Origin of the sequence: Chryseobacterium carnipullorum, from assembly GCF_900142785.1 — a bacterium.
Lineage (GTDB): Bacteria > Bacteroidota > Bacteroidia > Flavobacteriales > Weeksellaceae > Chryseobacterium > Chryseobacterium carnipullorum.
Map to the genome: position 1 here is coordinate 1 of NZ_FRCD01000017.1, position 26794 is coordinate 26794.

The following is a 26794-nucleotide window of genomic DNA, read 5'->3' on the forward strand; positions in this document are numbered from 1 at the left end:
TTAATACATTCTAATTTGAAAGCAACGCTAAATTTTTCTTTTCTATACATAAAAAATGCCCCTAAAAAGTGTCTAACTTTTTGGGGGCAGTCCATGTAGGCGGAGCGAAAATTTCGATCTGTGCATCTGCAACGCTCTTCGTTTTTTCGGATAGATCAGCAATCAGTTCATTGACTGAAATATTCCTTTCTTTCCAGTCTTTCAGATTGATCATAGCCATACCGTAGGAAGAACCAGCAATTTCTGTCACAATACTGTATCCCGCAAGTGTGGTCACATTTTCTACCCCTTCTATTTTCTTTGCAATACCAGTGACCTCATCCAGTACTTTTTCTGTTCTTTCAACAGTGGCGCCCTGAGGGGTTGTAACGCTGACGTAAACCATTCCCTGATCTTCCATCGGGATAAATCCGGTGGGAAGAAATCTACTGGTAACAACAGTCAGTATAATAAATAAAAACAGAATACCAAATGTGACTACTGTTCTGGTAGCAAATTTTGATAAAATACCAACATACCTTTCGGTCAGTTTTTCAAAACCTCTGTTGAAACTTTGAAAAAACCGGTCAACCACAGTTTTCTTTTTCTTGTGGTTATGAGGTTTTAAAATAATAGCACAAAGTGCCGGAGTCAGGGTGAGGGCATTTACTCCAGAGATGACGATGCTTATAGCCAGTGTCAATGAAAACTGTCTGTAAATCACTCCTACAGGCCCATCCAGAAAAGCTACAGGAATAAATACAGCAGACATCACAATGGTAATAGCTACCACCGCGCCTGCAATTTCTTTTGTCGCACTGATTGTGGCTTCCAGAGGTTCCATGCCCTGTTCCATTTTCACATGGACGGCTTCCACGACGACAATCGCATTATCCACAACAATTCCAATGGCGAGAACAAGAGCAAAGAGGGTTAATAAATTCACTGAAAAATCCAGCATATTCATGAAAGCAAAGGTTCCTATTAATGCTACCGGTACAGCCAGCACAGGAATCAGCGTAGAACGCCAGTCCTGAAGGAAAATAAACACGACAATTCCTACAAGAATAAATGCCTCGATAAGAGTCATCAATACCGCACTGATAGAAGCATCCAGGAATCTGGAAACGTCATACGCCATATTATACTCCATTCCGGGAGGAAACGAAGTGACTTTTAATTCTTCCATTTTTGCCTTTACACTTTCAATGACTTCGGATGCATTGGAGCCCGGTCTTTGCTTCATCATAATAGACGCTGAAGGTCTTCCGTCTGTCTTGGAAACCATTCCGTAATTCATGGCACCAAATTCAACCTTTGCTATATCTTTAAGTTTCAGGATGGTTCCGTTCACGTCTGATCTGATGGGAACTTCTTCATACTGTTTGGGCTCAAAGAATTTACCTTTATATTTGATCACATACTGTAATTGACTGGACGTTTTTCCGGACGTCTCTCCTACTTTTCCCGGTGCAGCTGAAATATTCTGTTTCTGCAGAGAACTGATCACCTCATCAGCCGAAATACTGTATGCGGCCATTTTCTGCGGATCCAGCCAGATTCTCATGGAATATTCTTTCTGGCCCATGATCTCGGCACGTCCTACTCCATCGATACGTTTCAATTCCTGGAGTACATTAATATCTGTAAAGTTATAGATGAACTGCTCGTCCTGGCTGGGATCTGCACTGGTAATATTCAGATACATCAGCATACTGTTCACCTCCTTTTCAGTGGTGACTCCGGCTCTGATTACTTCCTCGGGAAGTTCATCAAGGATGGTTGTCACTCTGTTCTGGACGTTCACTGCGGCCACATCAGGATCTGTTCCCACCTCGAAAAATACCTGAATTAAGGTAAGTCCATCGTTGGAAGTCACCGTGGACATATACGTCATTCCGGGAACACCGTTGATGGCCCGTTCCAAAGGAAGAGCAACAGCGTTGGCTGAAACTTCAGCATTGGCTCCGGTATATTTTGCGGTCACGGTGACAGAAGGCGGTACGATATCGGGAAACTGGGTGATGGGCATTTTCATTAATGCCATAATTCCCAGCAATACAAATACAATGGAAATCACCAACGAAAGCACCTTTCGTCTTATAAACATTTCTACCATGTCAGTTGATTTAAAGATGAAAGGTTAATACTTCTTTTTAATTTTGATCATATCACCATCCTTCAAAGACTGCGTCCCTTCATAAATGATTACATCTCCTTTTTTAAGACCACCCTCTACCACATAAGAATCTCTTAGGGTCGTCCCGATCTTAATACTGGTCATTTTCACTTTGTTATTTTTATCGACAACGAAAACATAGGTCTTGTCCTGGATAGAGAATGTTGATTTCTGAGGAATCAATATCGCATTGGCCTGATGCTCGGAAATAATAAGTTTTCCAGAAGTACCATGTTTAATCAGGCGGTCAGGGTTCGGGAACAGTACTTTATACCGGATAGAACCAGTAGTTCTGTCGATTTCTCCTTCGGCGGTCTTCAAGGCTCCATTGAATTCATAATTGACTCCATTGGGAAGGGTAAGTTCTATTTTCTGGTGATTTCCGATCTTATCATTGGCAAGAAGTTCGAAATACAGGTTTTCAGGAATAGAAAAATAGGCATAGACTTCATTTAGCTGGGATAAAGTGGTGAGCAGGGTTCCGTTTTCTACAAGGCTTCCTTCTTTATGAGGAATAACGTCGATAACACCGTCAAAAGGAGCTGTTACTCTTGTAAAACTGATCTTTTGCAGCACTGTTTTTCTTTCTGCATCTGCAAAAGCGTGTTTTGCTTTCGCTGATGAAAGTTTAGCCTTTACCATTTCAAGTTCATTATTTGCGACAAACTTTTTGGCGTGGAGACTCTGGATCTGTTTCAATTCTACTTCTGCCACGCGTACGTCGGCATCAGTCTGTTTTAAAGTAGCATCTGCTTTTAGAAGTTCCATCCGGAGTTCTGCATCATTGATCTTGAAAAGGGTCTGGCCCTGGTGGACAAACTGCCCTTCATTCACATAGATATGCTGAATGATTCCACCGATCCGGGAACGGATATCAACATTTTTCTTTGCCTGAATATCGGTGACAAACTGGTTGTTGACAAGTGTATCTTTTTCTTTGATTTCAAGTACAGGAACTTCTCTTTCGTTCGCTTTGTTTTTTTTGTTGTTTTTACTGCATGACACAGCGAATAATATTGCAAAAATGCAAATTATTACGTTTTTAGAATACATCTTAAAGTATTTAAGTTATAAAAAATTCGTTAAAATAAACTGGTTTTCAATAACTTAAATTAATACAACTGAAAAAGATGGAGAAAGGACTTTACGCCGCAGATAATGGAAATCGCGATATCAGGAAGACTGATTCTGGAGGTAATCTTAAGAATTCCCGAGAAATCTCCAGTTGCTACCTCATCTTTTCGGACTGAATGTTTTATGATTTTCGATAGAGAAGGCAGCGCATGAGTGTTCATGTCTGCTTCCTCATAAAAATCCAGAATATGGATATTCCCTATTGTCGGTACACAGGGAATATTTCCCATTGATTTTTCTGCCCATTTCGAATTGAAAAGGGTAAAAACCAATATGAAATAAAAAAAGATAAGTGATCTTACACCTGCCATGTCAATAAGAAAAGCTTTGGTTTTATAGTAAAAACGATAGTTCCGCGAAACTATGAATTTTAGGTGGGTTCTGTGGTATTGTGAATGTTAAAAAAACTTAAATAATGTTTTATATCATTAAAAAATAAAGGTCTTTGAAACAATTCAAAGACCCAATTCTTTTTTAGATTTATTTTAATGGAATATTTTTATAAAACTCTGTAATATTTTAATTGAAGATAGTTATTGATAAATCCACATGAGAACCGGTTTCCCTGCTTTTTGAATCATAGGATCAATTTCTTTCATCGCCTTATTGGAAACGGTGGGACAGCCCCAACCTTCAGGAGAACCCTTCGGAAAAACTTCGTCGTCACTCATCCGATCCCATGAATGAAAAACAATATATCTTTTCAATGCATTGCTGTTTGTTTCTTCCAGACCATGCATGAGATACTTAATATGAATTCCCCACTCACTTTGACCTCTTCCCTGCAGCTTATATTTTCCTAAAGATGAAAGATGACTTCCGTCTTCGTTGCTGAACTTCGGGTTGCTTTTAGAACCATCACTACTCCATGGGTTTATTCCACAGCCATGTCCTACGAGATACATTTTAGAAACAGACTTCGTTTTAAAATCCCATACAAAAAATCGTTTAATTCCTGAATGAAGACTCATGTCGATGAGAATACAAAAATCTGTACTGAGTTTTTTTGAAATGCAGAATTGCAAAGCTTTTTCTGCCTTATCTGCCATTTCAGAAACGGGTATTTCGGGTCTTCTTTCTTCTTTTGCCACAGAACTTTCGGGAGCCGTCTTAATTTCGTCGGGCTTTTTATTACAGGAAAATATAAGATGAATAGCAAGAATTACTGCAACTATCTTCATTGAAAATTATTTGTAATGTCTGAAAATCCCGAAGTCAGAAGGGGTCCATAATGCCGCTTTCTGTCCTGCCGCCTTGAGAGCATCATTGGCCCATGTATTACAGGTATAAAGGAAACTGTAGGTTCCCTTGGCATCATAAAAAGCATCGTTGACATCATAAACAGCGTTGGTAGGAATCACAATAAAATTTCCGTTCTGATCTCTGTCGAATTTATCTTCCACAAATTTGACGAGATTTTTGTACTGGTCTCTGCTGATCATGATCATTTTGCAGTCTTCCCCTTCTTTCATGGTTTTGTAATAAGTGCAATGCATCGCAGAATCGCTGAGCCAGAATGCCGCTTTTAAAGCAGTGGAAGCCTTTAGATCCGCCCATGTGGGAGTATCAAGATAAAAACCTTTATCGCCCCAGCCTATTCCTATATAGTTGTAATCTGTCCTTTTAGATTGGGTATTGGAAAACGGAACTTTTGCCCCCCAATCCTGAAGATCATTTTTTACGGGCATTACGATGTCGGTATGCACACCGTTTGTATAAATATAGATGGGAATATCTTTCGGTTGCCCGTCGTCCTCTGCAGAAACTTCTATGAGTGGAAGCACAAGGCCTAAAATAATGTAGAACACTACAATTCCTAAAATAACTCCTATGGTTTTGAGGATATATCCTAATACAATTTTCGCAGTCATATTTTAATACAATTTAATCTTCAATTTTCCGTAAAAGTATTTGTTTTAATCGAAAAAATGATTAAATTTAATTACGAAATATTCACAAATATGCGTAAAAATGTAAAATCACAAAAAAGATTTAAAGTAAGAGTGAAAATTGCTCCTAAAAGAGTACAAAAAAAACGTTGATTTTCTGTGGGATTTTGTCTCATGAAAGTCAATTTTTCTTTTTAGGAAAAGTTTTCAAAAGATTCTTACTGAATTCAATCTTATCCTCCTTAAGACGTATGGCTTAAGGGACGGCCAGTTAACCACCAAGTTTTGGAACTCAAAAATTCCAGATAAGGATTCGTCACCAAAAAATTGCGCTAGATTTTACCTGAAGAGCCTTCCAAAAATTCAATATTCCGCTTCAGACCAGCAAATTTTGTTCTCTTCACCGGAGATTTCCTAAAGATCTCAGAAAATATTTCCTGAGTAATTTCTTTCCATTCTTCTTTTTTGAAATTTTTCAACGATTCATTGGGAGCAAATCTGCTCTGTTTGTTGGGGGCCGCAAATCTGTTCCACGGACATACATCCTGACAGATATCACAGCCAAACATCCAGTCTTCCATTTTGTCTTTGAAGTGGTCCGGAATTTCGTTTTTAAGTTCTATGGTCGCGTAAGAGATACAACGGCTTCCATCAATAATTTTTTCTGAAACAATGGCATCTGTAGGACATGCATCGATACATTTCCTGCAGGTTCCGCAATGATCTGTTGTCGCATGATCGGGAACCAGCTCAAGATCACAAATGATTTCTGCCAAAAAGTAGAAGGAACCGTTTTGTCTGGTGATAAGATTGGCATTTTTCCCTACCCATCCTATTCCTGACTTTCTGGCCCAGCTTCTTTCCATAACGGGCGCTGAATCTACAAAGACCCGGAATCCGAATGCTCCAATTTCGTCCTGAAGTTCTGAAACCATTTCGCGAAGAATTTCTTTTACCACTTCATGATAGTCTTCTGCATAGGCATATTTGGAGATTTTATAATTCTCTAATGCTGAAATTTTTTCTTTTGGAAAGTAGTTATAGGAAAGTGAAATAACAGACCTTGAGCCTTCGACAAGCAGTCTTGGATCTAATCTTTTATCAAAATGGTTTTCCATGTACTTCATTTCACCATGAAAATTATTTTTAAGCCATTTTTCAAGATTGGGGGCATCTTCTTCTAAAAACTCAGCTTTGGAAATACCACAGCTCTGAAACCCAAAACGTTCTGCTTTGGACTTGATGAGTTGGGAATATTTTTCGGCACTGGAATTCAGAATTTTCACCTTGCAAAATTAAGATTAATTTACCAATCTTTCTCTTTTGAATTCAGGAGTGGATAAAGGTAAATTTTTAGGAGCTTTTTAAGGAAAAAATTGCGTATTTTCGTTCTTATTTTTTAATCTAAAATTAAACAGTTATGTCTTTAATAGAAGTAATACAATCTGGAAACTATGAATTGATCGATGTCCGCGAGCCAATGGAGCTTGAAATGGACGGAAATATAGATGGAGCTAAAAACATTCCTCTTGGTGAAGTAGAAGACAGAAAAGACGAGATCTTATCTGTTGAAAAACCGGTCATCTTATTCTGCAGAAGTGGAAACAGAAGTGGAAAAGCATTGGAATATCTTAACGGACAAGGCTTGAAAGACGGTTATAACGGCGGAGGCTGGGCTGAGCTTAAAGCAGTATTGGAATCAAATCAAGGAACTTTTTAAAGTTCCTTTTTTTATCTTATTTATGATGGATCTGAAAGAAAATTTCATACAGCTATGCCTTCCTTTTTCAAAAGATGAAAGTCTTATCAATCACTTTTGGCATGAAATTGAGACAAAATATTCTGAAAAAAGCCGGCATTATCATGACCTTTTGCATCTGGAAAATATGTTCAGAGAGCTGGATTCTGTAAAAGATCGTATTAAAAACTTCACTGCTGTTTCTTTCGCTGTGTTTTATCATGATATTATTTACAATGCCTCTTCAAAATCAAATGAAGAGAAAAGCGCGTCGTATGCTGAATCAAGACTTGGAAATCTGGGTTTGCCTCAAGATCTTATTTCAAAAATTACCACTCAGATTATCGCTACAAAAACACATCAAAAGGCTGAAGATACAGACACAAATTATCTTTTGGATGCTGACCTTTCTATTTTGGGAAAAGATCCGGAGGTCTATCTGGATTATACCCGGAAAATAAGAAAAGAATATTTCATTTATCCGGATCTGCTTTATAAACCCGGAAGAAAAAAAGTGCTAAAACATTTTCTGGAGCTCGAAAGTGTTTTTAAAACAGATGAATTCAGGGGAAAATATGAGCTTAAGTCCAAAAAAAATATGGCAGAAGAACTTAAGATTCTGTGAATATCATATAAAAAAAGAGATGCAGCAAACGCCACATCTCCATCAAAACATCCATTCAAACACAAACCATTTCTAACACAACTATTTCACATTCTAACACCCAGGATGAATTGAAAAACATTCGTACGTTTTTAAGATATTTTTTTCATCATTTTTGTTTTTAGAATCATCTGCATCACCATTTGACATTTCAAAAATAGACATTTAAATATCACCATAAAGTGATTTTATTTGCATGTATTATGTAATTTAAGCATCGAAAAATACTGTTAAAGGCAATGATAGTAAAGGTTTATTCCTCTCTGAAAGACACTTAAATATTTTAAAAAATTTAAGGAAACAGATTTATATTTTATTTTGAACACAAATTATCTATTTTTTTATTTTCATTAAAATCTATACAAATAAGAATAATAAGCCTGGTAAAATCTCCATTCAATACGCTTGAAAATTGATGTGATTATTTTAATAATATGTAACTTCTGTACAAAATGGTGACTTATCTTTAAATCTGTACACACCAGAACAAGTTGATTTTGAATAAAAAAGCACCTTGTTCAATCAAGATGCTTCGTATTGTAAGTATTGTTTTATCAGCTATTCTGTTTTATAAATGCTGCTGCTTTATTGAGAACTATTTCCGGAACTTCTTTGTGTGGTGTATGTCCTGTTCCGGGAATTATATATTTTTCTGAAGTCCCGGCTACCTGATTTACTGTTTTTTCAACCTGTTCCAATGTTCCGTATTCATCAGCTTCTCCCTGAATGAACAGTAAAGGGCATTGAATATTTTTTAAGAGGTATTCAATATTCCAGCTTCTGTAATCTTCTCGGGTCCAGGTTTCTGTCCATGCTTTGAAGAGCATTTCTACCTTGTCACCGTGGTATTTTTGCAGACGTTCGGGAAGATTGGTTGTTTTATATTCATCCCAGGCGTCATAAACTCCTTTCAGCGTCACTTCTTCTACAAAGATATGTCCTGCTTCACAGATAACCGCTTTTACTGTTTCCGGATATTTAGCCGCGGTGATCAAGGCAATCGTTCCGCCATCACTGTGCCCGAATAGAATAGCATTATTAATATGAAGTTCCGCAAGCAGATCATTCAACAGATCGGCTTCCAATTCCATATAATTGACTGGTCTCTCATGGGTAAGCATCGGATCTGATTTTCCATAGCCTAATCTGTCATATACCAGGATATTGCAGTGGGTAGCTTGTGAGAGTTTTGCAGGAAAATCTCTCCAAAGTTGAGTACAACCTAAGGAATCGTGTAGAAAAACAATAACAGGTTTTCCCTCACATGAATGATGATATGCTGTATAAAGTTTCTGACCTCTTACTTCCAGTATTCTCTCTTCCATTTATCCAAACTTCTGTTACAATACCGGCGCATTCGCTTCTTCAAATTCCTTCAGTAAATTCCTGAAAACAGTTTCTACCGGAAGAATATCATTAATCAAAGCCGAAACCTGACCTATTTCAAGCTCGCCATCTTCCATATCTCCTTCAAACATTCCGCGTTTTGCTCTGGCTCGTCCCAATGAAGCGATCAAAGCATCTTTATCTCTTCCGGACTGGTAGATGTCTTCCAGTTCGCTAAAGAATTTATTTTTAACCATCCTTACGGGGGCCAGTTCTTTTAAAGTAAGATGAGTATCTCCTTCATTCAGTTCTGTAATTTTCTTTTTCCAGTTTTCGTGGGCACTTGCTTCAACGGTTGCAGCGAATCTTGAACCGATCTGTACTCCATCAGCTCCTAAAATCATAGCAGCCTTCATCTGTGAGCCGAGCGCAATTCCTCCTGCAGCGATTAAGGGTTTAGAAATATGATTTTTTACATTCGGGATCAGACAGAAAGTTGTGGTCTCATCTCGCCCGTTGTGTCCGCCGGCTTCAAAGCCTTCTGCGACGATGGCATCTACTCCGGCTTCTTCACATTTAACGGCAAATTTGGTAGACGAAACTACGTGGGCCACTTTTATTCCTTCTTTTTGAAGTGTTTCTGTATAAGTCTTAGGATTTCCTGCAGAGGTAAAAACAATCTTTACTTCTTCTTCGAGAATAATCTGGATGATCTCTTCAAGATTAGGATATAGCATAGGTACATTCACGCCAAAAGGCTTATTGGTAGCCATTTTACATTTTTGGATATTTTCTCTGAGGATATCAGGGTACATACTTCCTGCCCCTATAATTCCCAATCCTCCGCAATTAGAAACCGCTGAAGCTAATTTCCAACCTGAATGCCAGATCATTCCGGCCTGAATAATAGGATATTGTATATTAAAAAGCTCTGTAATTCTATTTTGACCGGTCTTCATTTCGTGAAGTTTTTTTGCTGAATTGAAATCTATAAAATTGCTCATGCGTAAAAATACTAAAAACAATGGTTTTCAGTCATTAAAAATTGGGGGAAATTATTTGATATTAGTTATGGCTTTAAGCGGTACTTATTGAGTACTTCATCTATGACAGGGCTTATGGTCAAAAATTGATGAGCCAGCTTCCGGAGGTCATCCGGGAGATGATCAGATCTTAATACAACCCAGCCTTCCATTAAGGTCAACGGTCCGTATTTTACGCTGACATTGTCCCATTTTTCTCTGTCCTCTTCAAAACGAATTCTAAATTCTTCAGCGAAACTTCTTGCCGGGATTGTATAGGCTTTCAGCGCTCTTAATTTTAATGCATGGATATTGTAATATAGCTTCCCTTCTTTAATTGATTTTTCACTCACCCATACCGAAAAAAAGATTCTGCCTGGAGCATTCAAAGGAGATTGTTCATTACTGGCCCATTCTGGCTTATATATTTTTAATGCAACGGATTCAAGAATGAGGTTGACAGAAAGATGAAGTCCGGCATCATCAAAGTCTTTTGCCGAAATGGTGTCAACAGCTTTCTGAAATTCCTTTTGATAAAAGTGTTCATCCATTGCTTTATGATTTTATTATCTAAATATAGAATTTTTCAGAAAACGAATCTGCATACCACAAAAAAACCTTCAGAAATTCTGAAGGTTTTTGTATTTATTTTTTGATTGATTCTTTTTTCCAGTTGGCTTTGAAGTTACAGTTATCATAACGTCCGTCAATCGATATAAAGGTTGTCGGTAGTTTTGAGTTGACAAACTTCTCAATCATTTCATTACGCTTTTTGTTAAGCGCCATCTGCTTGATTCTGTTATAATCTGTCTCCATTGTAATCTGGTGTGCAGGAATCACATCTTCCTGCTTGATGATCTTAACCACTTTTCTTTTATTGTCTTCATCTTCGAAAGCAGCGGTAATATCTCCTTTGTTCAGACCTGCCAATTCATAGCTGATAGATCCAGGAATACTTTCTCTTTCAATTTTATCAGAACCGTCTGCTCCCGCAATAATTCCTGCATTGAACTTGGTCTTCTTATCATCTGAAAATTTAAAAGCAGCATCTTTAAATGTGATCTTCCCGGCCACGATAAGACCTTTGATACTGTCTAGTTTTACTTTTGCCGTTTTTATTTCGTCATCTGTAGGGGTCGCTTTTAACAGGATGTGTCTTGCATCATATACTTTACCTGATTTCTTGATCAGCTGTATAATATGATATCCGAATTCAGATTCAATTGGATCTGAGATTTCATTTTCCTGAAGGTTTAGAGCCGCGGCTTCAAATGGCTTCACCATTTGTCCTTTGTAGATGTTTTTATACAGACCTCCGTTCGCTGCAGATCCTTCATCTTCAGAATAAATCCTTGCCTGGCTTTCGAAAGTTTCTCCGCCTGCAATATCCTGCTTGATTTTCTTTAGTCTTTTAATGATATCTTCCTTGTGAGCTTCGGTGAGCTTCGGATACATCATGATCTGAGCTAAAGAAATTTCATCTTTTACCTGCGGAAGCTGCATTTTATACAGGTTATAAAAGTCTGTCACCTCGTTCGGCGTTACATCTGCCTTTTCAGTGATACGCTGATATTTTGCCTGTCCGTAATACTGGTCTATATCGATCTTTTCGATCGCGTTTTTCATTTCAAATCCGTTTCTGAATTTATATGCGGTAAGCATTGTTTTTTCGTCCGGGAATTGAGAAAGCAACTGACGGTATTTCGCATTGGCCTGCTCCTTAATGGCCGCAGAACGGTTTTCAATCAATGTATCTTTTTTGGCTTCGTATACAAGAAGTTTGTTGCTGATCAGGTTTTCAAGGAACTCACATTTGTCAGTTTCAGAGGCTCCCTGCTGTTTGGCATAGTTCATCTGCTCATTCACATCTGATTCCAAAACAATTTCATCACCGATAACAGCAGCAATACCATCCACTAACTCTCCTGGTTTTAGCTGAGCATTCATGTTTGAAGAGAATATCATCATGAAAATCCCAAGAAGAAAAGTGATTTTTAGTTTATTTGTCATTTTACTATTTTAAACAAGTTGCAAATTTAGAATTCTTAACGAATTAGTCTAAATTTTTTATTATAAATATTTCTTAAAAAGACTTATTTATTGCAGTTCGATATCGAATGTGGTTAATTCTTTGAATTGTCTCAATCTGTCGAACATATCAGATTCTTTTACCTCCTGTATTCTTTCAGTTCCGAATTTCTCAACGGTGAAAGAAGCCATCGCAGAACCTACGATCAAAGCAGACTTCATGGTTTCGAAATCAACCTTGCCTTTTTTAGCAAGATACGCTGCAAAACCTCCGGCAAAAGTATCTCCGGCTCCGGTAGGATCGAAAACTTCTTCCAGTGGAAGCGCAGGGATCGCAAATACTTTATTGTCGTGGAAAAGTAATGCTCCATGCTCTCCTTTTTTGATGATCACATAGTCCGGACCCATGGTGTGGATCTTTTTAGCTGCTTTTACGAGAGAATATTCTCCTGAAAGCTGTCTTGCCTCTTCATCATTGATCGTAATAACGTCTGTTTTAGCGATCATATCCATTAAAATATCCCAAGCTGAATCCATCCAGAAATTCATGGTATCCAGGATAACCAATTTAGGACGGTTGTTCATCTTTTCCAATACGGATAACTGAACGCCAGGGTGTAGGTTTCCAAGCAGAAGGATTTCTGCATCCTGCATAGAATCTGGAATTTTCGGATCAAAATTTTCTAAAACATTCACTTCAGTAGCCAAAGTATCTCTGGTATTCAAATCGTTATGATATTTCCCAGACCAGAAAAATGTTTTTCCTTCTTTTACGATCTCAATTCCTTCAATATTAATATCTCTGTCTGTGAACATATCAAGGTGCTCCTGTGGGAAATCTCCTCCAACAACAGAAACAATACCGGATTTAACCCCTAAAATAGATGAAGTGATACCAATATAAGTGGCTGCACCTCCTAAAATTTTATCCGTTTTACCAAATGGTGTTTCGATCGCATCAAATGCAACGCTTCCTACAACTAAAAGTTTCATATATTTTTCAATGTATTTTAAAGTCAATTATTTTTTCCATTCAAAAGTGTCCAGCAGATGTTTCATATCATTTTTGATATAGTTTACTGCCGGGGCCAAAGAATCCGGTTTCGGTCTTGTATTAAAGTATAAATAAGCAGTCACGAAATGTTTCGTACTGTCTGTAATGTAAAATTGAAGATTGGAAGCAGTCTGTCCCTTCAATTCATAGAAATTCCCGTATACTTTTTTATCAGGGTATTCGAATGACTTGGTATCTATGGAACTTGCTTTTACGGTATGTTCATAGACCATTTTCTCAGTTTCTTTGATATGGTCTGCAAAATCATTCTGTATTGGGTAATAGGTTACAAAAAGCTTTGCTTTCATTTTCGGGTAGTTGATGTAGTACCAGCACGGCCTTTTAGCATCACTAATGGATGCAAAATCTGAATATTCAAAGGTATAGGCACAGTTATTTTCAAACTTCTGATATTTCGGCTCCGGATATTCCAGACGGAGTTCACCATACGGTTTTGGAACATGATCTTTTCCACACGAAATTAAAAGCAGTGACACGAAAATAAAAATGACGTTTTTTATCATTTTGCAAAAGTACAAATTAGATTTTAGATTTTGGGAGACAAATTTCAGTCTTTCAGTGCGTTTTGAATGTAGTTTTCCAAAGGCTTGGGAAAAGATTTATCGTGAGAGTCTTCAAAGTCTGTAATGAGGTAATGATTTTGTGCTATGAAACGGCCCCAAACGACTTCTGAATCCACCTCAACGTTTGAAATTTCAATGGTCAGATTCTTGTGGGTAAGTTTGTGGATAACCGTTTTTACATTCCTGATGAAGGGCTCCAGATCTTCTGAAATAGTATCCGGAAACTCGAATAATTTTTTCCAGATGAAGTCATCTTTCCTTTGCCGGATCAAAAACTTTCCGTTTCTGTGGACGAAATAGTATTTCAACGCGAGATCCTGTGCTTTCACCTTTTTTGTTTTTACGGGATAATCCGATATTCTATCAAGAGAAAAGGCAAGGCAGTCATCATTAACGGGACATTCGCCACAAAGTGGATTTTTAGGTTTACAGATTTCTGAGCCAAGATCCATCATGGCCTGATTAAAATCGCCTACATTTTCCGGCATGACCAATGCGGCCAATTGAGAAAAATAGGAAAATGCGCGTGAGCTGGAAATATCAAAATCATCTGCAAAAATACGGCTTAAAACTCTGTAAAAATTCCCATCAACCGCCGGCATTCTACCTCCAAAGCAGATGCTTGAGACTGCAGCAGCAGTATACTTCCCAACACCTTTTAATTTTAAAATTTCTTCATAATCAGCAGGGAAAACGCCGTGGTAATCATTCATGATCTGTTGTGAAGCTTTATGGATATTAATGGCCCGTGAATAATACCCAAGTCCTTTCCAATAAAGCAGTACTTCATTTTCTTCAGCACCAGCCAGAGTTCTGACGTCCGGAAATCTTTTAATGAAATTATTATAATGATTCAGTCCCTGACTGATCCTGGTCTGCTGAAAAACAATTTCGCAGATCCATATCTTATAAGGGTCTTTTGTCTGTCTGAAAGGCAGATCTCTTGCATTTTTTCCGTACCAGTTCAACAATTTATATCCAATATGGAGAAAATCCGAACTTTTATTATCTATTTCCAACAACCTTAGTCTGTTTAAATGATTTTGAGGGAATTCTTAACGATCACTATTTTTTATCATGCTTCGACTTCGTCCAACATAAGAAGTTTATATTAGTAACTGACTTGCAACGGAAATGTAGCAGATGTTAATTTCCCTCCTGCAAAGATAAAATTATTTATCCTTTTTAACGGAGTATACCGGAGCTGCTTTCAGCCACTGATATTTAAGGTTTCTTTCTGCGGCAATAAAACGGTATCCTTCAAGTTTTTTCAGATAAAGATAGATGGAGTCATTTTTAAGCTTAAGTCTTTGATCAGAAAGGAACATGAATGGATAGTCTACGACTGAGTCTCTTATTGTTTTCATGATCTTTCCAGATTTTACTTTGTAGAGAAAAAACGTTTTTCCTCTTCCGTTTGAACTGTCGGTCAGCTTTACATTTCCACTTGCGATAACCAGCTCACTGGCGTCAAAGCATTCTTCTTCGTTCATGATGTAGGCTTTTCCTTCTGTACGCTCGTCTTTAAAGAGATCCACTGCATAATGATCCGGCGCTTCATATTTTTTTTCACATCCTGATAATACAATCAGCAGGAATACCGGCAGGAAAAAGCTTAGACTTTTTTTGATCACATTAATTTTCATATGAATTGGCAGTAAAAAACCGATGTAAAAATGCATCGGTTTGTTATTTAAAATTAGGTTCTTATTATTCCTGAGTGTATTGTGCATCCCATTCGTTACCATCATCTCCTTTGTGCCCGTCTAATTTAATAACGAAACTTTTTGTAGGGAAATAAGGGGTCATACGGATATCAAGCCATACTCTGTCTTTATTGACTCTGTCCTGCTCGAAACGAACGATTTTGAACTTTTCAATCAATTTATCCGGACCTTTGATGTTATCAAGGAATGTTACGATCTGTCTTCTCAGATCATCTTCATTCTTGGCATTCCAGTTTTCGAAAGCTCTTCTGTTCAGGAAATCCAGTAAAACCTTAGTCACATAGTCGAATACACGTACTACTGAATAGGTCTGAAGACCGATATTATCTCCTGTAAACAATGTTTTGGCAGAGAATGCCATGATCTTTCCGTACTCGTTCACCATCGGCACAAGACCCATTTTTTCCAACTGAGAAATTTCACTTTTCTTCAATTCGAATTTTACGGCATCTACTTCGTTGATATTCCCATGTTTTTTACCTGCTGCTACCTGAGACATCAGGGTTTTGTGGATTTTTCCTGCCAATGAAGTGGAAGGTGGAAGTTCTACGTTTTCTTCTTCTCCTACTTCTTCGGCTCTTCCTCTTCCTACAAGCCAGTTACACGTCATAATCACGTTACTTCTGTGTAGCTCACCTCCTGTAAGGTTAGCCGAGTGGAATAAGTCTACTACGTCATCCGGCTTATCAAGGTTGGCGAAATCGGTGACCATCATTACTTTGTTCTCGTTACAGATCTTTGCCCACTTTTCAATGACTTTGTTGGACCCTAAATATCCGGGGATCGCCAGGATAGAATAGTTGTCTCTAAGATCCAGACGATCATAATAATTCTTGAATTCTTCGGAAATAGCATCGATGAATAAAGGGTTATCAAGATCTGAAACCTGTTCCAGACTTGCATTGACAATGCTTACGTTGTCTACTTTATCCAATTCTGTGTTTTTGTAGAATTGGGCTACGGTTCTGTAGTTGGTTTCCAACAAACGTACTGCGTCAAGTGTATTTTTTAGATTGGTTTTTAAATTCTGATCGGCTGCCTGCGCTTTAGTTTTGCAGGTATCCGCCATTTTATCTGCAGATTCATTTCCTTCCAAAAGACTTACCCAAAGGTTTATTTTTTGAAGAAGTTCTTTTCTTTCATCTGTTTTATTGCTATCAGTAAGAAAAATTTCTTTCCTTGCTTTTCTGGTAGGGTTCATATTGGCGATGCCGTCTACAACGGATTCAACAAAGCCAAAACCTCCCATTTTATTAAGCTCTGCAAGCGGGTTGCCTTTCGGCTGCCCTGAGTGTTGCTGCTGACCCTGCTGTTGGCTTTCTTGTGCCTGTAATTTGCTATCCATGATTTGATTTAGTGTAAATGATTATTTTTCAAGTTCTTGTGCCACATCTTTCAATACTTCGATAAACGCAGCTCTGGTCTGATCGTTCTCAAGCATATTACGCAGAATTTTATTGGTTTTCAGCTGACGTACGATTTTATTGTACTGCTCCTGCTCCATACTAAGCTGTTGTAAATAGTCTGATTTCTGAGTAAGATTTTTAGGAGTGAAGTCTGCAAGATTTTGAAAACGGAATTCTTCTTCTATTACACCTCCATCTTCTGTTTCGTGCTGTACGGCTACAGAAGGCTGAAAATGTCTGAAGACATCATCCACTGACTTTAATCCTGTGATGATTTCAGGGGTATAAGATTCTTCGGTAGTAAGCTGGCTCACTATCAGCGATTTGTTCTCCTGTATTTCCTGAATAGCTTCATTAGCGTCTACTTTTACCTCGTTGCCGCCAACACCATAATTAAACATTGCCATATTATTGTTATTTTGAGATTGTTGATTTTGGTTTGGATCTGTCTTTGAGTAATTTACCGATGAATCAAATAAATTACCAATCCAATGTTTAAATTTAAAAAAAAACTGTAACATACAAAATTTTGTCAAGATTTTTCTTGAATTATTTAATTTAACCCATTATATATATAACGTAAAATCATGACTTTACGATATCACTAAACTATGAAAAAATAAATAAAATCAACCATAGCGTGATAAAATAAAATCCTGGTGCATTTTGCATTGATTAAAAAACATCAAACACCTGTTAAAATAAGAATTCCTATGAGGAGAAGAAAAAATATTCTTTATATTTAACCTGATTCCGGGATAATAAAATTTAGATGGTAAAACTGGAAAAAGGAGAATGGGAGTTATTAATTATCCTTGTCAAGGTTCAGAATCTTGACAAGGATAGCATGAGTGTTCAGATCCAAGTAAAACTTCATGACCATCATTAAAATAAACAGATCTTACCCCGAACTCATTTTATATTTTAAGTAAAGTAAACAGAGTCATGAAAGATGTAAAGATCGCTTTTAGAAAACCAATATATCCCGTTTCAGAAGCATTAGAGTTGTATTTGGAAAAACATAACCGAACGACCAAGATTCAGTTTCTGTACGAGGACCTGCTGAGATTCAGTGACAGTGTCAATATTCTGGATAAGGAGGGCAAAGATACTTTGTGGCTTGGTGTATTGTATTCTGAATATGAGTTTAAAGAAATAGAAGCTAATTTAAATAAGATTTATACCCTTCTGCATTCTGACGGAGATGAGGCTACTTTACCTTATCTGAAAGTGGATACGATCGACTTTTGTACGTTCGGAAACTCTAAACCTTTTCGAATTCGGGTGAGAAATATTCTGAACGACAATTATACCAATTTTTACATTAAACAGGCCGATGCTTCACGGATCTACGGATTGGAGATAGAAGACCTGCTTTCTCCCAACCGAATCAACTTTTTAATTTACAAAAACACTTTGATAGAAGAGCATATCTTGGGAATTCCGGGAGATGTTTTTATCAAGAAACATCTATTGAATTGCACAGAATCGGAAAAGGCACAAATTTCCAAGGAATTTGTAAAATTCAATGAACGTTGTCTCATTGGGCTGCTGGGTGACATGCGCTCCTACAATTATGTTATCATTCCCATACACGATTTTGATCAGGTTATTTACAGAATACGTCCCATCGATTTTGATCAGCAGAGTTATGAAGGGAATCTGAAAGTATATCTTCCCCAGTATTTCAAAGAAAACAGCCCAATGGTAAGTATGGTATTAGAAAAACTGAAGCCTAATTCTATAGAACAGTATCGTAAAGAAGTACGCTCACAGATTGTAAAAAGAGTGACCAGCAGCCAAAACAGATTCGATGAGCTCATTTCTATTATGAAAAAAGAAAATATTGCACCGGAAGCCCATGTTACAGAGCTGAAAACAGCTTTACAAAAACTCACTTACGATGTCAATTTCAAGTATTGTAAAACCATGGGAGACATTATAGAAACCGGAATCAAGTTTGTTCTCCGGAATTATAAGAAATCCTATTAAAAGGAGAATCCATCTCCATTGAATGGAGACGGATTCTTTCTTTTCTAACAATTTTTGGTTGTTCTACCAAATTTTTATTCTGTCCTGAGGCGCTTTGTACATTTTGTCACCAGGCTTGATATCGAATGCTTTGTTGAAGGCATCCTGATTTACCAGTGGACCAAATGCCCTGAACACTCCCGGAGAGTGTGGATCTGTCTTCACCTGGTTGATCATATACTGGTCGGTAGCTTTTGTTCTCCATACCGTAGCCCAGCTCATAAAGAATCTCTGATCCTGAGTGAATCCACTGATTTTCCCCGGATTTCCTTTATCTTTTAAGTACATCTGAAGAGCATCATAAGCCACTGCTACTCCACCAAGGTCACCGATGTTTTCACCGCTTGTAAATTTACCGTTGACAAAACTTCCTTTTACCGGTTCATAAGCGCTGTACTGAGCTGCCAGCTGTCCTACTTTAGCGTCGAAGTTCTTACGATCTTCGTCTGTCCACCAGTTGTTAAGGTTTCCATCACCGTCAAAACGGGAACCACTGTCATCAAATCCGTGAGAGATCTCGTGACCGATAACCGCTCCGATCCCTCCGAAGTTGACCGCTGCATCTGCTTTAGGGTTATAGAAAGGGGGTTGAAGGATAGCTGCTGGGAAAACAATCTCATTATTTGATCCGCTGTAATACGCGTTCACAGTCTGTGGAGACATTCCCCATTCTGTTTTGTCTACCGGTTTTCCTACTTTATCTAGGCTTCTCTGATACTGCCATGCAGATACGTTCTGAAGATTGGAATACAACGTTGCCCCCTGTTTTGGAGATTCCACTTTTAATTGGGTATAATCTTTCCATTTGTCAGGATAAGCGATCTTTACGGTGAATTTAGACAGTTTTTCCTGAGCTTTCACTTTAGTAGCCGGAGACATCCAGTCCATATCATTGATGTGGGTTTTGAATGATTTTAAGATGTAGTCAATATAGGTCTCCATCTGAGCTTTTGCTTCAGGTGTGAAATATTTTTCAACATATAATTTACCGAAAGCTTCCCCAAGAACTCCGTTTACAAGAGCTAGTCCTCTTTTGTCCATAGGACGCTGCTCTTTCTGACCCTGAAGGTATTTTGAATAGAAATCAAATCTGATCTGCTCCAGACTGTCATTCAGGTTGCTGGCGTTGCCATTAATTAAATGATATTTCAGGTAATCTTTCAGAAGCGGAAGGTTCTTTTCAGTGATGAACTGATCCATATTCTGGTAATATTTCAGTTCGCCGATAATTACTTTATCTGTATTTACGCCTGCCTCCTTAAGATATTTTGCCAGATTGACATTTTTAACGAGTCCTGAAAGTTCAGTTACATTCTTTGGATTGTATCGCAAGTTGGCATCTCTGTTTTGCTCAAGAGTCAACAGATAATTAGCCAGTTGCTTTTCAAAGGTCACTACATTCTGTGCAGCCTGTCCTGCATTTTTATTTCCTAAAACTCCGAACAGCTTCCCTACATAAGTCTGGTATTCTGCCAAAGTTTTGGTGTTGGCTTCATTGACTTTCTGATAGTAATCTCTTCCTAATCCAAGATCAGGACCACCAAGATATACTGCATTCATTTTAGAATTCTTCATATCTGCGCTTACTCTCCATCCGTAGAATGAATTGTCGCCTAATTTTGTTGCTTCAAGAAGGTATTTCTGCAGGTCATTAAGGTTTTTGATGGCATCAATTTTTGCAAGATCTCCTTTGATAGGAGCCAGCCCTTCTGCGTTTCTTTTGTTTACATCCATGAAAGATGCGTACAGATTCTGGATCTTCTGCCCTTCTGAGCCTTCAGCATAATTTTCGGATAAAATTTTATTCAAAATATCCAACGAAGCATCATCCACATTTTCTCTCAACGCATTGAAAGAACCCCAGCTAGCTTTATCTGAAGGGATCTGAGTAGTTTTCACCCAATTTCCATTCACATAGCTAAAAAAGTCATCCTGCGGGCGAACGCTTTTATCCATATACGATAAATTGATTCCCTCTTCTTTTGCTTCTTCTTTCATAGGTTCTGCAACGACAGCCGTAGTTTCAGATTTGGTTTCTGTACCAGCAGTTTTAGCCGTTCCGCATGAGTTTAAAAATACAATGCCGGAAAGGGCAAGTATTCCAATATTTAGCTTTTTCATTAAAAAAAATTTTGATTGTATACAAACTTACCAAATATACAAACTTTAACAATATGTGATTAATGATAATTGATATATGAAGTGGGAAATTGATGATTTGATTAAAAATTTAAAGTTTATAGGATATCTTTTGGAAATATAAACGAAGTTGAGATTTATGGGGAAACAACCCGGGCAAAAATTCTTTGAATTTTCGCCAACTCTCCGGAAAAGGGAAATGATGGAAGTTGTTATTACAATTATCGTTCTTCCGATCCTAATCTATAACTCCCAACACCTATCACCTCCTACCTAAAAAACAAAAACCGCTCATTGCTGAGCGGCCTGTTATTTTTACCAGATTTTAATTCTTTCTTCCGGTGTTTTGTATAGTTTGTCTCCTTTTTTCACATCGAATGCTTTATAGAATGCGTCAACGTTGATCAATGGACCAAAACTTCTGAAGTATCCCGGAGAATGCGGGTCAGTTTTAACCTGATTCACCATATATTTCTCACTTGATAAAGTTCTCCAAACGGTTGCCCAGCTTAAGAAGAATCTCTGATCCTGAGAGAATCCACTGATTTTTCCTGGATTTCCTTTATCTTTCAGGTACATCTGAAGGGCATCGTAAGCAATGTTTACTCCACCCAAGTCAGCGATATTTTCACCATTGGTAAAAGTACCGTTTACGAACGTTCCTTTTACCGGCTCGTATTTGTCATACTGAGCGGCAAGAGCTTTTGTTGCTTTCTCGAAGTTGGCTTTATCTTCCGGCGTCCACCAGTCTACCAGGTTTCCGTCTGCGTCAAACTGAGCACCTGAATCATCAAATCCGTGGCTCATTTCATGACCGATAACGGCTCCGATTCCTCCGAAATTCACGGCAGCATCAGCTTTAGGATTGAAGAAAGGAGGCTGAAGGATGGCAGCCGGGAACACGATTTCGTTGTTTACCGGGTTATAATAAGCATTAACCGTTTGTGGCGTCATTCCCCATTCTGTCTTATCAACAGCTTTTCCAATTTTTGCTAAATCTTTATTGTACTGCCATTCGCTGATGTTCTGAAGGTTTTTGTATAAAGTTCCACCTTTAGCTTCAGGAATGATCTCTAATTTTGAATAGTCTTTCCACTTGTCCGGATAAGCAACTTTTACAGTAAACTTGTTCAGTTTAGTCATTGCTTTTTCTTTCGTTGTAGAAGACATCCATGCTAAGTTGTTGATGTGAACAGCGAAACTTTTCTTTAAATAGTCGATCAATTCCACCATCTGAGCTTTTGCTTCAGCCGGGAAGTATTTTTCAACGTATAATTTACCGAAAGCCTCACCAAGAGAACCATTGATAAGCTCAAAGCCTCTTTTGTTCAATGCTCTCTGCTCCTGCTGGCCTCTTAAATATTTACCATAGAAACCAAATCTCATATTCCCCAGTTTCTCACTTAAGTAAGAAGCACTTCCGTGAATCATGTGGAATTTTAAATAATCCTTAATGACAGGAAGATTCTGAGCATTGACTAATTTATCAAAGTTTTTGTAATAACCGATTTCTCCAATGATTACTTTATCTGTATTGACCCCTACTTTTTTAAGATAAGCAGGAATATCAACCCCTTTTACCAGTGTTGAAAGCTCAGCCATTGTTCGTGGGTTGTACTGAAGCGTGTTATCACGGCTCTGCTCGTTGGTAAGATAAGTCTGTGCAATGCTTTTTTCGTAGTCTACGATTCCTTTTGCCGCTGCATCAGCATTTTTATACCCTAACTCAGTCAACATAGAGGCTACATATTTCTGATATTCAGCAATAGCTTCTGTATTTTTTTCGTTGACCTTCTGATAGTAGTCTCTTCCTAAACCTAAAGAAGCATCTCCTAAGTAAACGGCATTCATTTTAGAGTCTTTAAGATCTGCATCCACACCCCATCCGTATAACGTATTTTCTCCGTCTTTCGTTACAGAAACCAAATAGTTCTGAAGGTCGGCAAGATTTTTAATCGCATCAATTTTATTCAGGTTAGCCTGAATAGGTTTGATCCCATCTGCATTTCTCTTCTCCATATTCATGTAAGAAGCATACAGATCCTGAATTTTTTTCCCTTCACTTCCGTCTGCAAATTTATCTTTCAGAAGAGAGTTCAAAATAGTCATGGAGTTGTTGTCTGTATCTTCAGCCAGTTTGTTGAAACTACCCCAAGTTGGCTTATCGGATGGAATTTTGGCTGTTTTCATCCAAGTTCCACTTACGTAGTTATAAAAATCATCCTGCGGACGTACAGAAGTATCCATAAGGCTCATATCTAAGCCTTTATCGGTGCTGTTAACTGCTGTTTTCACGGCTTTAGACTGTCCGTTCACGGTATTAAGTGAACAAACACCTGCCAATAAAAACAAAGAAAGCGTTAGTTTTTTCATTATGATAGCAAATTTATAGTATAGGTCTCTTTTTTTTATGATTTGTTACTTTTTATAAATAACAAATTTAAACAAATATCAGGAAGTTGCCATCTCTTTTACATTTCCGGTTCTTTTTAAAAATCCCCATGCCTGCATTTCCCCTTTCAAAGCTTTTCTTAAACTTCTGAATAACACGATATACATCAACCACCGGTATCCGAAACGTTGCGGAATCACATAGAGCAAGCCCGTTAGTTTTTCCCGCTGCATAATAAATGCCGCCAGTGCCAGGGAAGCATCTACCAGAAGGAAGATCAGGTAATACGTTAATATTTTTCCGCCATTTCCTGATAAAATTCCAAAGAACATAATCACATCCGCCAAAGGTGAAAAGAAAGGAATAATATATTGAAACAGTAAAATATTCGGCATCGCCCAAAGTCCAAGTCCTTTGTATTTCGGATTGAGGAAGGTCTGACGTTGTTTCCAGAACATCTGCATAATCCCATAGGTCCAGCGGAATCGTTGTTTTAAAAATTGTTTTACGCTTTCAGGCGCTTCAGTTACTGCAACAGCTCTGTTTTCATTAGCAACGGTATATCCGGCTTTTAAAATCTTTACTGTAATGTCACAGTCTTCTGCCAGCGTATCGGAAGAATAGCCTCCCGCTTGAGTGATCACGGATTTTTTAAATGCTCCGATTGCCCCCGGAATCACTGTAATAGCATTGATATGAGCATAAGCCAACCTGTCGAAATTCTGACTGGTAGTATATTCTATCGATTGCCATCTGGTGAGCCAGTTTACCGTGTTTCCTACCTTTACATTACCTGCAACGGCGGCTATCTTTTCCTCAGGATCTGAGTTTAAAAATCTTGCAATCAGATATTTTACCGCATCCTGTTGAAGTTGGGTATCCGCATCAATGCAGACTACATATTCCGCATCAGTTTGGGAAATTCCGAAGTTCAGGGCGGTTGCTTTTCCACCATTTGATTTGGTGAAAATTTTCATTTTCGGATGGTTTGAGAATGCTTCATTTGCTTTTTCATACGTTGAATCTTTACTTCCATCATCCACCATAATGATATCGTAATTCGGATAAGTTTGTTTCAATAAATTATTCAGGGAAGAAATAATATTCACTTCTTCATTATAAGCAGGAACAATGATGGATACTTTCGGATAGTTTTCAAAAGCAGGAAAATCGCCCAGCAACTTTTCTCTTTTTCTTTCTTTAAAAGCCCAATACATCATGAACATCAATCTAATAAGACCTAAGCCAATAAAGAGGGTAAAAAGTGCCACCAGAAAATGACTTAATCCATAGATGGCTGTAGCCAGAACCAAATTGAGCTGCATCACATAATATGATCTAGTTTTAGGAACTTCCGGCATCAGTACATTTTTGTTTTTATGCAGAATGCTGGAAAGGTTGGTAAAATGATAACCTTGTTTCTGAAGCATCGGAATTAAAATTTTAAGGGCTTTAACAGTCTCTTCTCTGGTATCTCCTCCGGCATCGTGCAGAAGAATAATATTTCCCCGTTCCTGTTTGATCCCTGCCAGTACGCGCTTAATGATTTCATCTGATTTTATTCCCGGCTGCCAGTCTTCTGGATCAATGCTTTCTCCGATATCAAGATAATTTTGCTGTCTTGCGAGTGCTACAGGAATGATCTCTTCAGAAGTGGTAGGTTCGGAGTCTGCGTTATAAGGTGCTCTGAACAGAATGGTACTGTGACCTGTTACACATTCAATAAGCAGTCTTGTGAGTTTCATTTCAAGCAGTGCTCTTTCGGGACTTACTTTCGCTACGTTTTCGTGGGTAAAGGTATGGTTGCCGATCTCATGACCTTCACGGTATATCCTTTTAACCAATGGAAGATTTCTTTCGGCATTAAGTCCTACAAGAAAAAATGCGGCGGGTACATGATATTTTGACAGAATGTCGAGAATTTGCGGAGTATAGGTCTCATCCGGACCGTCATCAAAGGTCAGGACCAGCTCTTTCTGGGGTGCTTCTCCATATTTTTTCACTTCGTAAGAACTTGGATAGGTGATATAGTTTTCGTCTGTGATTATTTTCTCTTTCGGATCTATTTCCAGGGCAATTTTTCCGTCATGAGGAGTATTCAGAACATCCAGTATTTCTCCGTCTCCGATGTAGTCTACCATGGTCTGCCCTTTTACGTTTTCTAAAGTTTTTAAATTAAACGTAGGAAGACCGGCGGATGAGAGATCTTTATCATAGAAATTCCAGATTCTGCTGTCTTCACTACCCAATCTCCAAACTGCAGTTCCTGCCAAAGGATATTCAGAGGAGAAACGCATGGTATTGAAAATGGAAGCTGCATCGTTGAAGAATACCGTGTGGGTATTGTTTTTAGAATCTGTGTAGGAGTAATTTAAATTGAATGTATTATCATCAAAATTAATAACTGCTTTACTCGCGCTGGCTTTTGTAATAGCCTGCATATAAGTAACGGAGGTATTGTCATCTTTATTGGTACTCCAGTCATATCCGTAGGCACCCAATCCCAGAATTATTTTTTCAGGAGATGTTTTTTTCAGGATTTTTTCAGTCTGTGCTTCAACCCATTTTTGTGAAGAAACGGGCCCCGAATCACTGTCTGCGGCATATTCATCATAGGCCATCAGGATGAAGTAATCTACATAAGGATTGAGTTTTTGGATATTATAGTCATCATTATCCGTCATAATATCCATGGTAACCAGCAGTTTGTTCTGTTTGAAAGTTTCTGAAAGTTCCTTCATGAAGACGATAAGATATTCATCAGAATCCAGGTTCATATCTTCAAAGTCAATGTTGATTCCTTTAAAATGGAATTTCTGACATTGCCGGGTAAGTTTCTGGATAAGGTTTGTTCTTCTTTGAGGATCTTTCAGGACTTTCCCAAGACCTTCAGAACGGAATTCACGATCAGAATTATTACTTAAAATAGGCATTGCTGCGACTCCGGTTCTTTTAATGATTTTGTAGCCTTCAGGATCGATGTTGGTCTTTAAGTCTCCTGTTTTAGGATCGAGAAAAAACCATTCGGGAAAAACGAGGTTGATGTGTCTGATATTTCTTTTCAGAGACATCAGTGACTGTGGGTCCCAGGCTACGTAGAATGCCGAGCGTATTCCACCCGGAAACTGGGACCAGTTTCTGTTTTGGTTTTTGAGCCTTTCGGCTCTTGCCTGCTGGATTTTAGCCAGACTGGTATGCATTGTTTTTTCAGAAATAAAACTTCTGAAACCTTTATATTCTTTGGATATTTTATTTTCCTGAAGATAAGGCTTACTGGCGGTAATTACTGCTTTATAATCTTCTTTAAATGGAATTTTCGGGCTTTTTTCCAGTTTCATCATCAGCCCTAAAGCAAGAACGAGCAATACGGCCACGAAAATAAAAATACGACTTCCCCACTGTACGCTTCTCCAGCGTTTTTTACTATCAGTCTGAAAAATCTGTTTTGAGTCTTTCACGTTATGAAATTTATTACAGAGATCTCAAAAAGCGTGAAAAAGGG

The 26794-nt window shown here is 38.0% G+C and carries 21 protein-coding genes and 1 pseudogene; 3 read left to right on the plus strand and 19 right to left on the minus strand.

The annotated features are described in order from the left end of the window. Window positions 1-94: 94 nt before the first annotated feature. The 6 genes and pseudogenes from BUC06_RS17860 to queG all read right to left on the minus strand — a co-directional run. A pseudogene (locus tag BUC06_RS17860) lies at window positions 95-2098 on the minus strand (efflux RND transporter permease subunit); the annotation flags it as partial. A 24-nt stretch (window positions 2099-2122) separates the two neighbouring features. After that, on the minus strand, window positions 2123-3163 hold the full coding sequence (locus tag BUC06_RS17865; protein WP_228423810.1) for an efflux RND transporter periplasmic adaptor subunit: 1041 nt from the start codon (window positions 3161-3163) through the stop codon (window positions 2123-2125). A 107-nt stretch (window positions 3164-3270) separates the two neighbouring features. Further along, complete coding sequence (locus BUC06_RS17870; protein ID WP_139263390.1) at window positions 3271-3522, minus strand: hypothetical protein; 252 nt, start codon at window positions 3520-3522, stop codon at window positions 3271-3273. A gap of 303 nt (window positions 3523-3825) precedes the next feature. Then, window positions 3826-4473: a murein L,D-transpeptidase catalytic domain-containing protein gene (locus BUC06_RS17875; protein WP_073335372.1), complete on the minus strand. Its 648-nt coding sequence runs from the start codon at window positions 4471-4473 to the stop codon at window positions 3826-3828. A 6-nt stretch (window positions 4474-4479) separates the two neighbouring features. Then, window positions 4480-5163, minus strand: coding sequence for a TIGR02117 family protein (locus BUC06_RS17880; RefSeq protein ID WP_073335373.1), 684 nt, complete (start codon window positions 5161-5163; stop codon window positions 4480-4482). A gap of 350 nt (window positions 5164-5513) precedes the next feature. Next, complete coding sequence (gene queG, locus BUC06_RS17885; protein WP_073335469.1) at window positions 5514-6458, minus strand: tRNA epoxyqueuosine(34) reductase QueG; 945 nt, start codon at window positions 6456-6458, stop codon at window positions 5514-5516. A 143-nt stretch (window positions 6459-6601) separates the two neighbouring features. Between queG and BUC06_RS17890 the strand changes: the two genes are divergently transcribed. Next, window positions 6602-6901 carry a rhodanese-like domain-containing protein gene (locus BUC06_RS17890; protein ID WP_073335374.1) on the plus strand — a complete coding sequence of 100 codons (300 nt, stop codon included), beginning with the start codon at window positions 6602-6604 and terminating at the stop codon, window positions 6899-6901. A 22-nt stretch (window positions 6902-6923) separates the two neighbouring features. Then, window positions 6924-7544, plus strand: coding sequence for an HD domain-containing protein (locus tag BUC06_RS17895; RefSeq protein WP_228423812.1), 621 nt, complete (start codon window positions 6924-6926; stop codon window positions 7542-7544). A gap of 593 nt (window positions 7545-8137) precedes the next feature. On the opposite strand, the gene BUC06_RS17900 is transcribed toward BUC06_RS17895, so the two are convergent. From BUC06_RS17900 to BUC06_RS17945, 10 genes are all read right to left on the minus strand, one after another. Next, window positions 8138-8908, minus strand: a complete 771-nt coding sequence (locus BUC06_RS17900; RefSeq protein ID WP_073335375.1) for an alpha/beta fold hydrolase — start codon at window positions 8906-8908, stop codon at window positions 8138-8140. 15 nt (window positions 8909-8923) lie between these two features. After that, the gene (locus tag BUC06_RS17905; protein ID WP_073335471.1) at window positions 8924-9868 is read right to left on the minus strand and encodes an NAD(P)H-dependent flavin oxidoreductase; all 945 of its coding nucleotides are present in this window, start codon (window positions 9866-9868) and stop codon (window positions 8924-8926) included. 110 nt (window positions 9869-9978) lie between these two features. Continuing rightward, a complete protein-coding gene (locus BUC06_RS17910) occupies window positions 9979-10482 on the minus strand; it encodes a hypothetical protein (RefSeq protein WP_073335376.1) in 504 nt (167 codons plus the stop codon). Window positions 10483-10576: 94 nt separating this feature from the next. Next, window positions 10577-11941: a peptidylprolyl isomerase gene (locus BUC06_RS17915; RefSeq protein ID WP_073335377.1), complete on the minus strand. Its 1365-nt coding sequence runs from the start codon at window positions 11939-11941 to the stop codon at window positions 10577-10579. A gap of 87 nt (window positions 11942-12028) precedes the next feature. Continuing rightward, window positions 12029-12952 (minus strand): PfkB family carbohydrate kinase, encoded by a 924-nt coding sequence (locus BUC06_RS17920; RefSeq protein ID WP_073335472.1) that lies wholly within the window; start codon window positions 12950-12952, stop codon window positions 12029-12031. A gap of 27 nt (window positions 12953-12979) precedes the next feature. Beyond that, window positions 12980-13537 (minus strand): gliding motility lipoprotein GldD, encoded by a 558-nt coding sequence (gldD, locus tag BUC06_RS17925; RefSeq protein ID WP_073335378.1) that lies wholly within the window; start codon window positions 13535-13537, stop codon window positions 12980-12982. Window positions 13538-13581: 44 nt separating this feature from the next. Next, the gene (locus tag BUC06_RS17930) at window positions 13582-14616 is read right to left on the minus strand and encodes an A/G-specific adenine glycosylase (protein WP_073335379.1); all 1035 of its coding nucleotides are present in this window, start codon (window positions 14614-14616) and stop codon (window positions 13582-13584) included. A gap of 153 nt (window positions 14617-14769) precedes the next feature. Continuing rightward, a complete protein-coding gene (locus tag BUC06_RS17935; RefSeq protein WP_139263391.1) occupies window positions 14770-15279 on the minus strand; it encodes a hypothetical protein in 510 nt (169 codons plus the stop codon). A 28-nt stretch (window positions 15280-15307) separates the two neighbouring features. After that, window positions 15308-16669 (minus strand): DUF5458 family protein, encoded by a 1362-nt coding sequence (locus BUC06_RS17940; protein WP_073335381.1) that lies wholly within the window; start codon window positions 16667-16669, stop codon window positions 15308-15310. A gap of 21 nt (window positions 16670-16690) precedes the next feature. After that, the gene (locus BUC06_RS17945; protein WP_073335473.1) at window positions 16691-17137 is read right to left on the minus strand and encodes a type VI secretion system contractile sheath small subunit; all 447 of its coding nucleotides are present in this window, start codon (window positions 17135-17137) and stop codon (window positions 16691-16693) included. A 538-nt stretch (window positions 17138-17675) separates the two neighbouring features. Here BUC06_RS17945 and BUC06_RS17950 point away from each other — a divergent pair. After that, window positions 17676-18722 (plus strand): hypothetical protein, encoded by a 1047-nt coding sequence (locus tag BUC06_RS17950; RefSeq protein WP_073335382.1) that lies wholly within the window; start codon window positions 17676-17678, stop codon window positions 18720-18722. Between the two features lie 63 nt (window positions 18723-18785). Here the strand turns inward: BUC06_RS17950 and BUC06_RS17955 are convergent, their stop codons facing one another. From BUC06_RS17955 to BUC06_RS17965, 3 genes are all read right to left on the minus strand, one after another. After that, entirely contained in the window at window positions 18786-20882 is a 2097-nt protein-coding gene (locus BUC06_RS17955; protein ID WP_073335383.1) for a M13 family metallopeptidase, read from the minus strand. A 333-nt stretch (window positions 20883-21215) separates the two neighbouring features. Continuing rightward, a complete protein-coding gene (locus BUC06_RS17960) occupies window positions 21216-23273 on the minus strand; it encodes a M13 family metallopeptidase (RefSeq protein ID WP_073335384.1) in 2058 nt (685 codons plus the stop codon). Between the two features lie 78 nt (window positions 23274-23351). Further along, window positions 23352-26750, minus strand: coding sequence for a polysaccharide deacetylase family protein (locus BUC06_RS17965; RefSeq protein WP_073335385.1), 3399 nt, complete (start codon window positions 26748-26750; stop codon window positions 23352-23354). Window positions 26751-26794: the final 44 nt, after the last annotated feature.